11 protein-coding genes are annotated in these 14,088 nt (G+C 74.2%); 5 read left to right on the top strand and 6 right to left on the bottom strand.

Annotated elements, in window-relative coordinates; translation table 11 throughout:
* Positions 1–7: 7 nt before the first annotated feature.
* On the bottom strand, positions 8–1,486 hold the full coding sequence (locus O7612_RS17815) for a glutamate-cysteine ligase family protein (protein WP_282265706.1): 1,479 nt from the start codon (positions 1,484–1,486) through the stop codon (positions 8–10).
* Positions 1,487–1,650: 164 nt separating this feature from the next.
* Here O7612_RS17815 and O7612_RS17810 point away from each other — a divergent pair, with 164 nt between their 5' ends.
* Positions 1,651–1,986 (top strand): DUF3817 domain-containing protein, encoded by a 336-nt coding sequence (locus O7612_RS17810; protein ID WP_282265705.1) that lies wholly within the window; start codon positions 1,651–1,653, stop codon positions 1,984–1,986.
* Between the two features lie 110 nt (positions 1,987–2,096).
* Here the strand turns inward: O7612_RS17810 and O7612_RS17805 are convergent, their stop codons facing one another.
* Entirely contained in the window at positions 2,097–2,642 is a 546-nt protein-coding gene (locus O7612_RS17805) for a hypothetical protein (protein WP_282273949.1), read from the bottom strand.
* Positions 2,643–2,796: 154 nt separating this feature from the next.
* On the opposite strand from O7612_RS17805, the gene O7612_RS17800 reads away from it, so the two are divergent.
* The 4 genes from O7612_RS17800 to O7612_RS17785 all read left to right on the top strand — a co-directional run bounded on the left by O7612_RS17800 (position 2,797) and on the right by O7612_RS17785 (position 8,774).
* The gene (locus O7612_RS17800; RefSeq protein WP_282265704.1) at positions 2,797–3,915 is read left to right on the top strand and encodes a Vms1/Ankzf1 family peptidyl-tRNA hydrolase; all 1,119 of its coding nucleotides are present in this window, start codon (positions 2,797–2,799) and stop codon (positions 3,913–3,915) included.
* On the top strand, positions 3,908–5,701 hold the full coding sequence (locus O7612_RS17795; RefSeq protein WP_282265703.1) for a thiamine pyrophosphate-binding protein: 1,794 nt from the start codon (positions 3,908–3,910) through the stop codon (positions 5,699–5,701). Before O7612_RS17800 ends, O7612_RS17795 begins: the two co-directional genes overlap by 8 nt.
* A 198-nt stretch (positions 5,702–5,899) precedes the next feature.
* Positions 5,900–7,288 (top strand): hypothetical protein, encoded by a 1,389-nt coding sequence (locus O7612_RS17790; protein WP_282265702.1) that lies wholly within the window; start codon positions 5,900–5,902, stop codon positions 7,286–7,288.
* Positions 7,289–7,634: 346 nt separating this feature from the next.
* Positions 7,635–8,774, top strand: coding sequence for a SigB/SigF/SigG family RNA polymerase sigma factor (locus O7612_RS17785; RefSeq protein ID WP_282265701.1), 1,140 nt, complete (start codon positions 7,635–7,637; stop codon positions 8,772–8,774).
* A gap of 71 nt (positions 8,775–8,845) precedes the next feature.
* On the opposite strand, the gene ctaD is transcribed toward O7612_RS17785, so the two are convergent.
* The 4 genes from ctaD to O7612_RS17765 all read right to left on the bottom strand — a co-directional run bounded on the left by ctaD (position 8,846) and on the right by O7612_RS17765 (position 14,057).
* A complete protein-coding gene (ctaD, locus tag O7612_RS17780; protein WP_282265700.1) occupies positions 8,846–10,846 on the bottom strand; it encodes a cytochrome c oxidase subunit I in 2,001 nt (666 codons plus the stop codon).
* 89 nt (positions 10,847–10,935) lie between these two features.
* Positions 10,936–11,664, bottom strand: a complete 729-nt coding sequence (locus tag O7612_RS17775) for an ATP-binding protein (RefSeq protein ID WP_282265699.1) — start codon at positions 11,662–11,664, stop codon at positions 10,936–10,938.
* Between the two features lie 103 nt (positions 11,665–11,767).
* Positions 11,768–12,925, bottom strand: coding sequence for a glycosyltransferase (locus O7612_RS17770; protein WP_282265698.1), 1,158 nt, complete (start codon positions 12,923–12,925; stop codon positions 11,768–11,770).
* Positions 12,926–13,040: 115 nt separating this feature from the next.
* Entirely contained in the window at positions 13,041–14,057 is a 1,017-nt protein-coding gene (locus O7612_RS17765) for a glucosyl-3-phosphoglycerate synthase (RefSeq protein ID WP_282265697.1), read from the bottom strand.
* Positions 14,058–14,088 lie beyond the last annotated feature (31 nt).

Below are 14,088 nucleotides of genomic sequence, written 5' to 3'. Positions count from 1 at the left end.
CTCTCCGTCAGGGGACCGGCCACTCGTGGACCGGACGGTTGCTGTGCATCAGCTCGACGTAGTGGCGGACCACCTCGCGCAGCGCCTCGGGGCGGTCGAGGTGGTCGGCGGACTCCAGCCGGTGCAACGCCGCCACCTGCCAGCTCGCGCCGTTGCGCCCGGTCAGGCAGCGCTGCTCGATGATGCCGAGCAGCCGGTCCCGTTCCGCCGGATCCACCCCCCACCCGTCCAACCCCTGGTGGGCCAGCGGCAGCAACCGGCGCAGCACCAGCTCGGTCGCCGGCAGGTAGCCCAACCCCGGCCAGTAGACCTGCGCGTCGATGCCGTGCCGGGCGCCGCTGGTGAAGTTCTCCTCCGCCGCGCTGAACGACATCTGCGACCACAGCGGCCGGTCGGATTCGGCCAGCGCCCGGACCAGCCCGAAGTAGAACGCGCCGTTGGCGATGGTGTCCACCACGGTCGGCCCGGCCGGCAGCACCCGGTTCTCCACCCGCAGGTGCGGCCGACCCTTCCACACGTCGTAGACCGGCCGGTTCCAGCGGTAGATGGTGCCGTTGTGCAACCGCAGCTCGGCCAGCTTCGGCACCCCGCCCGCGGCCAGCGTCTCGGCCGGGTCCTCCGGGTCGCCGACCGGCAACAGCGCCGGGAAGTAGCGCACGTTCTCCTCGAACAGGTCGAAGACGCTGTTGATCCACCGCTCACCGAACCAGACCCGCGGGCGTACCCCCTGGGCCTTGATCTCCTCGGGGCGGGTGTCGGTGGCCTGCTGGAACAACGGCACCCGGGTCTCCCGCCACAACTCCCGGCCGAAGAACAACGGCGAGTTCGCGCCCAGCGCGAGCTGGACCCCGGCGACCGCCTGGGCGGCGTTCCAGTAGCCGGCGAAATCGGCCGGGCTGACCTGGAGGTGGAACTGGGTGCTGGTGCAGGCCGCCTCCGGGGTGATGGTGTCGGCGGTGGTGGCCAGCCGCTCCACCCCGCTGATGGCGATCCGCAGATCCTCCCCCCGGGCGGCGAAGATCTGCTCGTTGAGCAGTGCGTAGCGCGGGTTCGCCGACAGCGCGCCGGCGGTCAGGTGCCCCGGTTCCAGGGTGGGCAGGATGCCGATCATCACCATGTGGGCGCCGACCGTCCGGGCCTTCTCCTCCGCGGCGTTCAGGCTGGCCCGTACGTGGGACTCGAACTCGGCGGTGCCGGTGCCGACGAGCCGCCGGGGGGCCACGTTGATCTCCACGTTGAACTGGCCCAGCTCGGTCTGGAAGCTGGGATCGGCGACGGCGGCGAGCACGTCGGCATTGCGCATCGTCGGACGGGAGTCGTCGTCGACCAGGTTCAACTCGATCTCCAGGCCGGTCATCGGCCGTTCGACGTCGAACCGGGACTCCCGCAGCATCTCGGCGAAGACGTCCAGACACCGGCGTACCTTCTCCCGGTAACGGGCCCGGTCCTCCCGGCTGAAGGTGCGCGCTCCGACTTCCTCGCCCATGGCCACCGCCCTGTCACCGTTGGTTCCCTCAACCTTGCACGCCCCCGGGCGACCGGAAAGGGCCCGAAGGACCCTCTACGTACCCACCGACGACCCGGGTGATCCCCCTGGCGCCCCGGGCCGTCGCGGACCGGTCGGCGACGACCGCTGGATAGCATGGCGCGATGCGCGAGAAGACGACCCGACTGTTCGTGGCGGCGGCGATCGCCGAGGCGTGCTCCTGGCTGGCCCTGCTGGTCGGCATGGCGGTGAAGTACGGCCCGCCGGGCAACGAGATCGGGGTGCAGGTCTTCGGGCCGATCCACGGCGCGCTCTTCGTGGCGTACGGGCTCCTGGTGCTCGCCGTCGCCCGGCTGCACCGATGGTCCCTCGGGGTCACCGTCGTCGCGCTGGTCTGTGCGGTGCCGCCCTTCGCCACCCTGTTGTTCGAGCGCTGGGCCGCCCGTCGAGGGCTGCTGCGGGCCGACGCCGCACCGCGCCCGCTGACCCCGGTCGGCTGACCCGCCACGGCGGACCGGACCGGCCGGGCCACGACGGACCGGACCGGCCGCGTCGCGGCGGAACCGGTGGGTCCGACCCGCGTCGGGGGACGGACCCGGGCGGTCCGCCGTCAGGTGAGGACCACGGCGGCGGCGACCAACAGCACCAGCGCCGCCCCCAGCGCCGCCTGGATGAGCAGCGGCGGGCCGAGGTGGCTCCACACCGTCGCGGTACGCGGGGTCAGCAACTGCCCGGTGGTCAGGTTGACGATCCGTTCGATGCGCGGCGGCAGGTCGACGTCCTGCGGGCGGAGGGTCAACTGCACCCAGTCGGACGGGTGCACCGCGCTCTGGGGCAGGTGCCCGTGCAGCTCCACCTCGTAGAGCTGGCCGTTGTCGTCGCGCACCCGCAACGGGGTGACCAGGAACTCCGGCCCCTTCTTGAGGTCCTTCCACTTCCGGCGGGCACCTGCGCCGCCGAGGCTGGACAGCACCGTGCGCACCAGCATCACCAGCAGCCCCGCCACGCTCGCCGCGGTCAGCACCGCCACCAGCACCGGCTGGCCGATCCTGACCTCGCGGGAGTAGCCGTCCATGAACCGGACCACCCGCCCGGTGAGTATCCGCTGCGTAGGGCGTACCACCCGATTTCGGAGATCGCTGTCCATGTTCACCACCGAGAGTCCGGTTCCGTTCACTGATGGTATCCATCCTCTGGGTCGAATGACGTGAATGAACCGGGGGATCACGACCCCCGGCCACCCCGTCGCGGCGAGGTGACATCCCGGGTCGCGCGGGTAAGCGGGCGGTCGAGCCGGAAAGGGGTCGAGCATGCAGCTGTCCTTCCTGCGCCCGCTCTACGACCGTCCCGGGCCGTGGTGCTCGGTCTACCTGGACGCCTCCCGGGACACCCAGGACGCGCGTCCGGCGCTGGACCTGCGCTGGCGTGCCCTGGCCGAGCAACTCGCCGCCGACGGCGCGGACGAACCCACCATCGCGGCACTGGACCGGGTGGTCCGGGGCCACGACCCGATGCCGGGTGACTACGGGCTGGCCGCGTTCGCCAGCCGGGGCCGGGTGGTGCTCTCCGAGTACCTGGCCGCGCCGCCGCTGCGCGACCTGGCCGCGTACACCGCGCTGCCGCACGTCATGCCGTTGCTCGCGCAGCGCGGTGAACAGGTCGCCTGGGTCCGGGTGCTGGCCGACCGGACCGGCGCGGACGCCGTCGCGGTCAGCGCCGGCGGGGTGCCCCGGCGGTCCCACGTCACCGGCACGCAGACCTACCCGCTGCGCCGGGGGCAACCCGGCGGCTGGTCCCAGTCGCGCTACCAGCGGGCCGCGATGGAGGCCTGGCACCACAACGCCGGGGACGCCGCCGCGGCCACCGCCGAGCTGGCCGACCGGGTCGGCGCGGACGTGGTGGTGGTCGCCGGGGACATCCGGGCCACCGGGATGATCGCCGCACAGCTGCCGTCGCGCTGGCAGGACGTGGTGGTCCGCACCGACGCCGGCTCCCGGGCCGGCGGGGCCGACCCGACCGCGATGGACGACGTCACCGTGCAGACCATCGCGGAGGCCGCCGACCGGCACGTCACCGCCGCCCTGGACCGGTTCGGCACCCAGCAGGACGTCGGCGCGGGGCTGGACGCGGTGGTGGTCGCCCTGCAACGCCACCAGGTCGACACCATGCTGCTCGTCGACGACCCGTCGGCCATCGGGCAGCTGTGGATCGGCCCGCGACCGACCGACCTGGCCACCGCGCCCGGCGGGCTCGCCGCGGTGACCGACCCGCAGCGGGTACGCGCCGACGCGGCACTGGTCCGGGCGCTGGTCGGCACGGACGCCGACCTGACCGTCCTCGGGCCGGACGAGGCCCCCGAGCTGGCCGACGGCATCGGCGCCGTGCTGCGGTACGCCGACCCGGCCACCCCGGGACGGGACCATGGCTGACCGTACGGTCGCCCAGCTGGTGGTGGACCGGTTACGGGCCTGGCGGGTGCCCCGCGCCTTCGGCTGCCCGGGTGACGCGATCGCCCCGGTGGTCGAGGCGTTGGGCGCCGCCGGGGGCGACCCGGAGTTCGTCCCCGCCCGGCACGAGGAGACCGCCGCCTTCATGGCGACCGGGCACGCCAGGTTCACCGGCGGCGTGGGGGTCTGCCTGGCCGCCCAGGGGCCGAGCGCGGTACACCTGCTCAACGGCCTGTACGACGCGAAACTGGACAGCCGGCCGGTGGTGGCGATCATCGGCGAGGACGTCTGCGGACCGCTGGGCGAGGTGCACGAGGAGATCGGGCTGAGCCGGCTCTTCGCCGACGTGTGCCACCAGTTCGTCCGCTACGGCCGTACCCCGGCCCAGGTGCCGGCGCTGCTCGACCAGGCGTTCCGCACCGCCGTGGCGACCCGCAGCCCGACCTGTGTGGTGCTGCCCCGCGCGGTGCAGGTCGCCGTCGTGGCCGACCTGCAACCGCACGCGGCGGGGGTGCTCACCGCGACGCCGGGTGAACCGCTGGCCCGGGTGCTGCCCCACCGGGCCGACCTGGACGCCGCCGCGGCGTTGCTCACCGTCGGGCGACGGGTGGCGATCCTGGTCGGGCAGGGTGCCCGGGGCGCGGCGGGACCGATCACCGCGCTGGCCGACCGGCTGGGTGCCGGGGTGGCCACCTCGCTGCTGGGCAAGCCGGTGCTCGACGAGCGGCTGCCGTACCACACCGGGGTGCTCGGCGAGGTCGGCACCCCGGCCGCCGCGGAGCTGATGGGCGGTGCCGACACCCTGCTGCTGGTGGGCACCAACGACCCGTGGACCGACTACTTCCCGCCGCCGGGCCAGACCCGCACCATCCAGATCGACATCGACGGGCGACGGATCGGCACCCGCTACCCGGTGGACGTGCCGCTGGTCGGCGACGCCGCCGAGACGGTACGTGCCCTGGTGGGCCAGGTCGCCGACCGGCCGAACCGGCAGTGGCGGGCCACCGTCGAAGGCTCGGTGGACCGGTGGCGTGCCGCTGCCGCGGCCCGCGCCGCCGAACCGGCCGAGCCGGTCAACCCGCAACTGGTGCTGCACGAGCTGTCCGCCCGGCTGCCCCGCACCGGGGCGGTCGCGGTCGACGTCGGCGCGGTGCTTCCCTGGTACGCGCGCCACCTGACGCTGCCTCCCGGGGTCGACGCCCAGCTCTGCGGTTCCCTCGGCTCGCCGGGTTGTGCCCTGCCGTACGCGTTCGCGGCGAAGCTGGACCGCCCGGACGTGCCGGTGGTCGCCCTGCTGGGCGACGACGCGATGCAGCTCACCGGGCTCGCCGAGCTGATCACCGTGGCGCAACGGTGGCCGGAGTGGGCCGATCCCCGGCTGGTGGTGCTGGTGCTCAACGACCGTGACCACCACGTCCCGGGCGGCGGCCCGTGGTTGCCCCCGGCAGCGGCGGACCGGTCACGCTCCGGGACGGTGGCCGTCCGGCGGGCCGACGTGCCGTACGCCGGCTGGGCCCGGCTGCTCGGCCTGCACGGTGTCCGGGTGGACCGGCCGGAACTGGTCGGGGCCGCCTGGGACGAGGCGCTCGCCGCCGACCGGCCGTGCGTGCTGGAGGCGGTGGTGGACCCGACGGTGCCCCGGCGGGTACCGGAGCCGGCCCTGGCCGACCTGCGGGACCTCGTCGCCGACGGCGACGCCGCCCGGCGGATCCGGGACCGGATGATGTCGGCCGAACGGTCGGTCGTCGAGGCGGAGGATCTCGTCTGACCGTGCACCCCGACCGGTACCCGGCCGCGGCTCCGGCCCGACCCGGGGCCGGCTGGGCGGTGACCGCCGTGACGGAGCCGCCGGGGCCTACCGGCCGGAGGCCGAGGATTGCGCCCCTCGGCGCGGGATGCCCTGTTTAGACCCCAGCGGGACGGGAAGCCGGCCCGCGTGGTGAGCGATCGGGGCAGGGCGGAACCGGTGCCGTGGGCGACGACGGCACCGGACACCGGGCTGCCCGGCGACCGGGTGGTCGCCGCGGGCAGCACCGCGCGGGTGCTGGTGGCCGCCGCCGCCCGGGCGCTGCGCGGACTGGACTGCACCGACCTGGGGCACCCCGGCCCGCCGTCCCGTTCGACCGTCGCGGCGGAGCCGGTCCGACGGGTCGCCGGCCCGGTGGCGCTCACCGCCGCGCAGGCCGCCGAGGTGGACGGGGAGCGGGTGGCCCGGTGGATCGTCGGCCAGTACCCCCGGCAGCGCTATCCGGCGGTGGTGCTGGGCTCGCCGCACGCCGCCGCCGTCCACCTGGCCGTGGCGCTCGGGGTGCCCTGGCTGCCCGCCGGGTTCGAGATGACCGCCCGGTGGACGCACGGCGCGGTGGACCGGCCCGGGGCCGCCCTGGACCAGGGCGCCGCGTTCGCCGCCCGGGTCCTCGCCGGCAACTCCGATCTGCACGTCCGTCAGGTGCACTGCCCGGCCAGCCGGGGAGCGTTGGCCGGGACCACGCTCAGCCTGGTGGCCCGGTGGCGGTCGCTGCCGGTGGCGTACGCCCGGTTCCTGGCCGACCGGCTGACGCGCCGCTCGGCGGTGCTGCTGGTCGGCGACGGGCGCGGCTGGCCGGTGTCGGACTCCGGGCCGGGTCACAGCTTCCAGCTCGGCTCCCCGGCCAGCGGTCTGGAACCGGTGGACTTCCATCCGGACTCCCCGACCCTGCGCCAGGTGCTCCGGGCCGCCGGTGGGGCGGGAGCCGGGTGGGAGCCGCCGCCGGTCTCCGCCGCCCGGGGCCCCGCCGAGCACGGGGTGGAGCCGGGTTTCGCCCGTGCCCTGGGCCAGTGGACCCGCGCCCGGGGGCACGAGCTGCGGCAGGTCGGGGTGCCGCACCCGGGGGCGCTCAGCGCGGCCACCGCCGACCTGTACCGGCGGTGGCTGCGCCGGGCCGGCAAGACCGGTGACCGGTTGGTGGTCGAGTGCGGTCGGTTGCTCGACCCGTGGCAGGTGGTGCGGGCGGGGCTGGTGCCGTACTGGTGTGAGAACGCGACCCGGCGCAGCGTGGACGACGTGGAGTGGTGGCTGGCCGGCAGCGAACCGTTCAACTCGGTGGACGTGCTGCCCGAGTCGCCGGGGATGCGGTCCCCGGCGTTGGCCGGGCTGCCGCAGTGGCTGGCGGTGGCGGCGTTCGGGCGTCGTCGCCGGGCGCTGGACCGCACCGCCGCCCGGGGCTACCCGGTCGGGCCGGTGGCCACCCGGCGGGCCACCGAGGTGCTGCGCGGTCAGCCGTACGACCTACCGACGCCACCGCCGCTGAGCGTCGGCGAGGCGCTCGCGGGGCTGCGCGAGGCGGGTGCCCCGCTGGGGCTGGCGGTGTCCTGACGGCCGGCGGGCCGGGGCGCCGGCCGGCTCCGGTGGGAGCGCCGGTGCCGCCCGGCGACGGGGGGTGGGTAGCCCGGAAAGGGGACACCCGGGGTGTCCGCGCCGCCCGGCCGGACCCGGCGCACCGAAACATCCTCGCGAACCCGGGGCTGCGTGGTTGAGTACCTGGGGAGCGGGAGGACCGCCCGCCGCGACGGTTCGACCACGTCGCGTGACGGTCGGTCGCCGTTCCCACGCGTCCGGTGATCCCGGCGCGGCAGGTGACCTACTTCCGACCCGGTGCGTGGTCCCACCACGCGCACGACCGGCTCGATCCGGGCGGGGGACCTTCCTGAGGGAGGCGCGGATGTTCGGACAGACCACCACGACCACACCACCGCCGACCGATCGCGGTCTGGAGGACCTGGATGCCGCCGCGCTGGCGTACGCGGCGCGGATCGCCGGCCTGCCACCGGAGCGCCGGGGGGAGGCGCGCGAGGACCTGGTCCGGTTCGCCCTGCCGTTCGCCGGCCGGCTGGCCCGCCGCTACCGGGGGCGGGGCGAGCCGCTGGAGGACCTGGAACAGGTGGCCCGGCTCGGCCTGGTCAACGCCGTCGACCGGTACGACCCCGAACGGGGCTCGTTCACCGCGTACGCGGCGATCACCATCGTCGGGGAGATCAAGCGGCACTTCCGGGACCGGACCTGGGGGGTGCACGTGCCCCGCCGGCTGCGTGACCTGATCCTGGAGGTCGGCCAGGCGACCTCGGCGTTGACCAGTGAGCTGTCCCGGGCACCGAGCGTGGCCGAGCTGGCGGCCCGGCTGGAGACGCCGGAGGAGGAGATCCTGGCCGCGCTGGAGTCGGCGGCCGGGTACAGTCCGGCCTCGCTCAACGCGCCGGTCGGCGGGGAGAGTTCCGCCGAGTTCGGTGACCTGGTGGGGGAGTCGGACAGTGACCTGGAGTCGGTGGACGACCGGGTGACGATCAGCGGGCTGCTGCACCGGTTGCCCTGGCGGGAGCGGCGGATCCTGGCGATGCGCTTCTACGGCAACCAGACCCAGGCGGAGATCGCCGCCCGGTTCGGCATCTCCCAGATGCACGTCTCCCGGCTGCTGTCCCGGGCGCTGACCTGGTTGCGTCAGGCGATGCTCGCCGACACCCCGCCGCCGTGGCAGAACGGCACCGCGGAGACGGAGACCGCCCGGAACCGGATCGTGGTCAGGCGCACCGCCGAGCGGACCGTGGTGGAGGTCGGGGGCGAGATCGACCGGGACGGCGCGGACCAGTTGCGCCGGACGATGCTGGAGGCGGTCGCCGGGCAGCCCCGCGAACTGGTGGTGGACCTGGACGGCGCGGGCGGGGTCGACGCCGGTGGCATCGCCGCCCTGGTGGCGGGCCGGGACGCGGCGATCCGTACCGGGGTGCCGGTGCGGTTGACCCGGGTCCAGCCGGCGGTGGGGCGCTCGCTGGCCGCGGCCGGCCTGCCCGCCTCCGTGGACGCCTGAACCCGGTGCACGGCCGCCGGGGGCGGATCCCCACCCGGGGGAGCCGCCCCCGGCGGCCGTGGGCGGCGCGGTCAGCGCCGCCCGGGGTCGTCGTCGGTGCCGTGCGGGTGACGCCACCGCTCGGGGGTGTCGTCCGTGCCGCCGGGCGGTGCGCTGTCGGGCGCGTCGGAGTGCGCGAAGCCGGGCCGGCGGACCTCCTCCGGCTCGGGCACCTCCACCGGGCGGGCACCGGACTGCGGGGCGGGCTGGTAGGCGACCGCCTCCCGGGCCCCGTGCGCGCCCTCGGCCGCCGGTGACTCGGGGACGTGCCGTTCGTGGTGCAGCTCGTCGTGCAGTTCCTGCGGTGGCCGGGTGGTGCGTTGCGGCAGGTCCCGGCCGAGGTCGGCGACGAGCGGGCCGTACTTCGCGTCGAAGGCGGGGCGTTCGGAGCGGATCCGGGGCATCCGGTCGAAGTTGCGCAGCGGCGGCGGGCAGGAGGTGGCCCATTCCAGCGAGTTGCCGAAGCCCCACGGGTCGTCCACCGTCACCAGCGCGCCGTACCGCCAGGACTTCCAGACGTTGTAGAGGAAGAACAGGGTGGACGCGCCGAGCACGAACGACCCGACGGTGGAGATCATGTTGAGTGTGGTGAAGCCGTCGCCGGGCAGGTAGTCGGCGTACCGCCGGGGCATGCCCTCGTCGCCCAGCCAGTGCTGGACCAGGAAGGTGGCGTGGAAGCCGACGAACATGGTCCAGAAGTGCAGCTTGCCGAGCCGTTCGTCGAGCAGTCGGCCGGTCATCTTGGGGAACCAGAAGTAGACCCCGCCGAAGGCGGCGAAGACGATCGTGCCGAACAGCACGTAGTGGAAGTGCGCCACCACGAAGTACGAGTCGGTCACGTGGAAGTCCACCGGCGGGCTGGCCAGCAGCACCCCGGTCAGGCCGCCGAGCAGGAAGGTCACCAGGAACCCGACGGCGAACAGCATCGGGGTCTCGAAGGTGAGCTGGCCCTTCCACATGGTGCCGATCCAGTTGAAGAACTTCACCCCGGTGGGCACCGCGATCAGGTAGCTGAGGAAGCTGAAGAACGGCAGCAGCACCTGGCCGGTGGCGAACATGTGGTGCGCCCAGACGGTCATCGACAGCACGGTGATCGCGACCGTGGCCAGCACCAGGCCGGTGTAGCCGAAGATCGGCTTGCGGCTGAAGACCGGGATGATCTCGGTGATGATGCCGAAGAACGGCAGCGCCACGATGTAGACCTCGGGATGGCCGAAGAACCAGAACAGGTGCTGCCACAGCATCGGCCCGCCGGTCGCCGGGTCGTAGACGTGGGCGTTGAGCAGCCGGTCCGCGCCGAGGGCGAGCAGCGCCGCGGCCAGCAGCGGGAAGACCAGGATCACCAGGACGGCGGTGAGCAGCATGTTCCACGTGAAGATCGGCATCCGGAACATGGTCATGCCGGGGGCGCGCAGGGTCAGCGTGGTGGTGATCAGGTTGACCGCGCCGAGGATGGTGCCCAGCCCGGAGACGACCAGGCCGACCACCCACAGGTTCGCCCCGACGCCCGGGGAGTGCGTGGTGTCGCTGAGCGGGTTGTACGCCGTCCAGCCGAAGTCCGCCGCGCCGCCGGGGGTGAGGTAGCCGCCGACGACCATGGTGCCGCCGAACAGGTAGAGCCAGTAGGCGAACGCGTTGAGCCGGGGGAACGCCACGTCCGGGGCGCCGATCTGCAACGGGACGACGTAGTTGCCGAAGGCGAACACCAGCGGGGTGGCGAAGAGCAGCAGCATGATCGTGCCGTGCATGGTGAAGGCCTGGTTGTACTGCTCGGGGGAGAGGAACTGCAGCCCGGGCCGGGCCAGTTCGGCCCGGATGAGCAGCGCCAGCACCCCACCGATCAGGAAGAACACGAACGACGTGACCAGGTAGAGCAGCCCGATCTGTTTGGCATCGGTGGTGCCGAGCAACCGCAGCAGCTTGTTGCCGGGCAGCGCCGGGCGGACCGGGCCGGGGAAGCCGCCGAACCGGGCCGGGGCGAGGATCGCCGGCCCCCGGTCCCGGGCCGGTTCCGTGGTTACCCGTCTGGGCATGGTTCCCTCACCCCGTCGTGACGACAGAACGGACGGGCGCGACTACCCGCCCCACTGCCCATGTAACCAGGCGAGAGAGGGAATTTCGGTCAATTCGCCGGCAGCAGTGCCCAGACCACCTTGCCGTCGGCCAGCGGCGAGCTGCCCCAGCGCTGCGCCATCTCCCGGATCAGCAGCAACCCCCGGCCACCCTCGGCGGACAGGCTCGGGCTGGCCTCGCGGGCCGCCGTCCGGCTGCCGTCGGCGACCGCCACCCGCAGGTACGGCTGGTGCAGGGTCAACGTGATCCGCATCGGGGTGTGGGCGTGACGCACCACGTTGCCGACCAGCTCGCTGAGCACCAGCGACGCCGGCTCGACCAGGTGCGGCACGTTCCACCGCGAACAGGCGTCCCCGACCAGCTCCCGGGCGCGTCGGCAGGCCCCCGCCACCGGCTCCAGCCGGGCCCGCAGCCGGGGCGCGGCGACTGCTCCGGCCAGCCGGGTCGCCTCCGCGCAGTCCTGCCGCACCGGCACCACCCGACAGGTGGTGGAGGTGGCCAGCCAGGCCGCGGCGTCCGGCGGGGGAGCGCAGAGCACCACCGGCACGGCGGGCCAGTCGGCGGCCTGCCGGGCGGCGGCGGCGAACACCGACAGCGCCAGCCGGTCGGCGACGGTCACCCGGCCCAGGTCGACCACCAGCGCGTCCGGCAGGGTGGTCAGGCAGCGGTCCAGCACGGTGTGCACGGCGCGCATGGTCCCGAGGTCGAGCGCGCCGGCCAGGCGTACGACGGTCACCGGTGACTCGTCGTTGACCTCGCAGGTGATCCGGCTGACCATCGGCCCTCGATTCCGTTCGTGGTGCTCGGCAGACCGCCAGGTACCCGCCGCCCGGCGGGACGAAACCGGGGCCGGTTCCGTCCCGCAGACGGGTACCCGCGGCTCAGGCGGCCCGGAGCCGGGGCAGCGCGGCCGACGCCCGGACCGTCTCGTAGAGGGTGACGTAGCTCTCGGCCATCACCGCCGGGCTGAACCGGCTGGCGGCCTCCCGCCGGCACTCGTCCGGGTCGATCCGGTGGGCCGCCAGCAGCAGCTCGCCCAGCTCCTCCTCGTCGTCGGTGAGCAGGCCGGTGCGTCCGTGCGTGATCAGCTCCGGCAGGCAGCCGCGGCGGGTCGCCACCACCGGCGTGCCCAACGCCAGCGACTCCACCACGGCGGTCCCGCCGGGCTCCTCCCAGCGCAGCGGGAACAACGACGCCCGCGCCCCGGCCAGCAGATCGTCGCGCTCCCGGCCGGCCACCGTGCCGACCCAGCGCACCAGGTCACCGTCGACGTGCGGGGCGACCTGCTCGTGGAAGAAGCGCACGTCGGGGTTCTGCCGGGCCTCGTCGCCCGCCGCCGCCAGGTCCGCCGGCCGGTGGTACGGCCCGACCGGACCGGCGAGCACCAACGGCACTCCGATCCGGTGGGCCAGCCGGGCGCCGACGTCCTGGCCCTTGCCCGGGTTGATCCGGCCGAGAATGACCGCGTAGTCGCCCTTGGGCGGCCGGGGCGCCCGGTCGGCGTGCACGGCCAACGGGGTCGACAGGTACACGTGCCCGACCGAGTGCTCCCGCAGCGCGCGGGGTGCGCGGGCCAGTTGGGCGGCGGAGACCCCGTTGACCCGGACCCGTGCCCCGGCGTCGAGGTTGCCGTACAACTCGGGGTGTTTGGCCAGGTCCCAGTGCAGGGTGTGCAGCACCGGCGGGGCGGCCGGTCCCATTGCCGCGAGGGTGGCCAGCCCCACCGCCTCCACGTGGTCGTGCACCAGGTCGACGTCGTCCCGGCCGTGCACCTGCCGGACCACCCCGGCCAGGTGCGCCTGGGACACCCCGCACACCTGGTTGTACGGCCGTTGCAGGGCGGCGAACTGCCCGTCGTCGTAGACCGAGAACTTCTCGTCCACCGGCAGGGTGCTCGACCCCACCGAGGCGAGCACCACCTTCACCCCGAGCCGCCGCAGCTCCGGCACCAGGGTGGCGATGACGTTCTCGATGCCGCCGTACCCGGGAGGGGGGACGGACAGCCACGGGCCGGCGTTCATCAGCACGGTGAGGCTCATGGTCGGGGTTTCCTCTCGGAGCGGGCGGAGTCTCGGGCCGGTGACCGCCCGATCTGAGGGCGACGCCGGGTCGGGCGCGGCCGGGGGATCCGCGTGGCGGGCCTTGCCCACCTGGTCACGCGGCGGCCACCCGCCGGCGCGGCACCCGGGGCCGCAGGTCGGCGAGGGGTGGACGTTCCTGCACCGAGACGTCGTTGACGACGATCTCCCGGTCGAGGCTGGGCAGCGCCTCGGAGCCGCCCCGGCGGAACTGGGTCAGGGTGCCCGCCGGGCTGGTGCCCGGGGCGGCCCAGCCCCGCTGCTGCAACCGCGCCCAGGCGGTGTGCATGATCTGGGCGGACATCCGGCCCAGGGCCGCGGTGTCCTGGTGCCGGTGTTTGCGCTCCCCCAGGTCGACCTGGGCGAGCGCGTCCAGGCCGACCAGCTCCAGCAGGTCGATCAGCATGGCCGTCTCGACGCCGTAACCGGTGACGAAGGGCACCCGCTCCAGCACCGCGCGCCGTCCGGCGTACTCGCCGGCCAGGGGCTGCACGAAGCCGGCCAGTTCCGGCCAGAACAGGTTCAGCAGCGGGCGGGCCATCAGTTCGGTCACCCGGCCGCCCCCGTCGGCCTCCACGCCGGCCGTCCCGACCAGCGGCCGGTGGTAGAAGCCCTTCACGAACTCGACGGACGGGTCGACCAGCAACGGGCCGATCAGACCGGTCACGAAGTGCGGCCGGAACTCGCGCAGGTCGGCGTCGACGAACGCGACGATGTCACCGTCGGCGGCGGCGAGACCGGCCCAGAGCGCGTCACCCTTGCCGGTCAGCCGGGGCAGGCCCCGGGTCATCTCGTCCTGGCCGACGACCTCCGCGCCGGCCGCGCGGGCCACCTGGGCCGTCCGGTCGGTGGACCGGGAGTCCACCACGATCAGTTCGTCGACCAGCGGCACCCGGTCCATCAGGTGTTCCCGGATCGTCGAGACGATCGCCCCGACGGTGGCCTCCTCGTTGCGGGCGGGCAGCACGACGCTGACCCGGTTCTCCCCCTTCGCCCTCATCAGCCGTCGCGTGGGCCAGTCCTGCGCCGACGTCGTCCGATATGTGGCCCATGCCTCCACGACAGGTGAGACGGCCGGTTCTGTGTCCCGCACTGGCAAACCCCCAGATCCATGGCGGAAAACC

Source organism: Micromonospora sp. WMMD987 (genome assembly GCF_029581435.1).
Classification (GTDB): domain Bacteria; phylum Actinomycetota; class Actinomycetes; order Mycobacteriales; family Micromonosporaceae; genus Micromonospora; species Micromonospora rifamycinica.
Note: the sequence above shows the minus strand (reverse complement) of the source record. Positions and strands in the feature narration are given on the sequence as shown.

Coding starts and splice junctions, on each gene's coding strand:
- O7612_RS17815 (WP_282265706.1), bottom strand. CDS start 1,486: ATGGGCGAGGAAGTCGGAGCGCGCACCTTCAGCCGGGAGGACCGGGCC.
- O7612_RS17810 (WP_282265705.1), top strand. CDS start 1,651: ATGCGCGAGAAGACGACCCGACTGTTCGTGGCGGCGGCGATCGCCGAG.
- O7612_RS17800 (WP_282265704.1), top strand. CDS start 2,797: ATGCAGCTGTCCTTCCTGCGCCCGCTCTACGACCGTCCCGGGCCGTGG.
- O7612_RS17795 (WP_282265703.1), top strand. CDS start 3,908: ATGGCTGACCGTACGGTCGCCCAGCTGGTGGTGGACCGGTTACGGGCC.
- O7612_RS17785 (WP_282265701.1), top strand. CDS start 7,635: ATGTTCGGACAGACCACCACGACCACACCACCGCCGACCGATCGCGGT.
- ctaD (WP_282265700.1), bottom strand. CDS start 10,846: ATGCCCAGACGGGTAACCACGGAACCGGCCCGGGACCGGGGGCCGGCG.
- O7612_RS17775 (WP_282265699.1), bottom strand. CDS start 11,664: ATGGTCAGCCGGATCACCTGCGAGGTCAACGACGAGTCACCGGTGACC.
- O7612_RS17770 (WP_282265698.1), bottom strand. CDS start 12,925: ATGAGCCTCACCGTGCTGATGAACGCCGGCCCGTGGCTGTCCGTCCCC.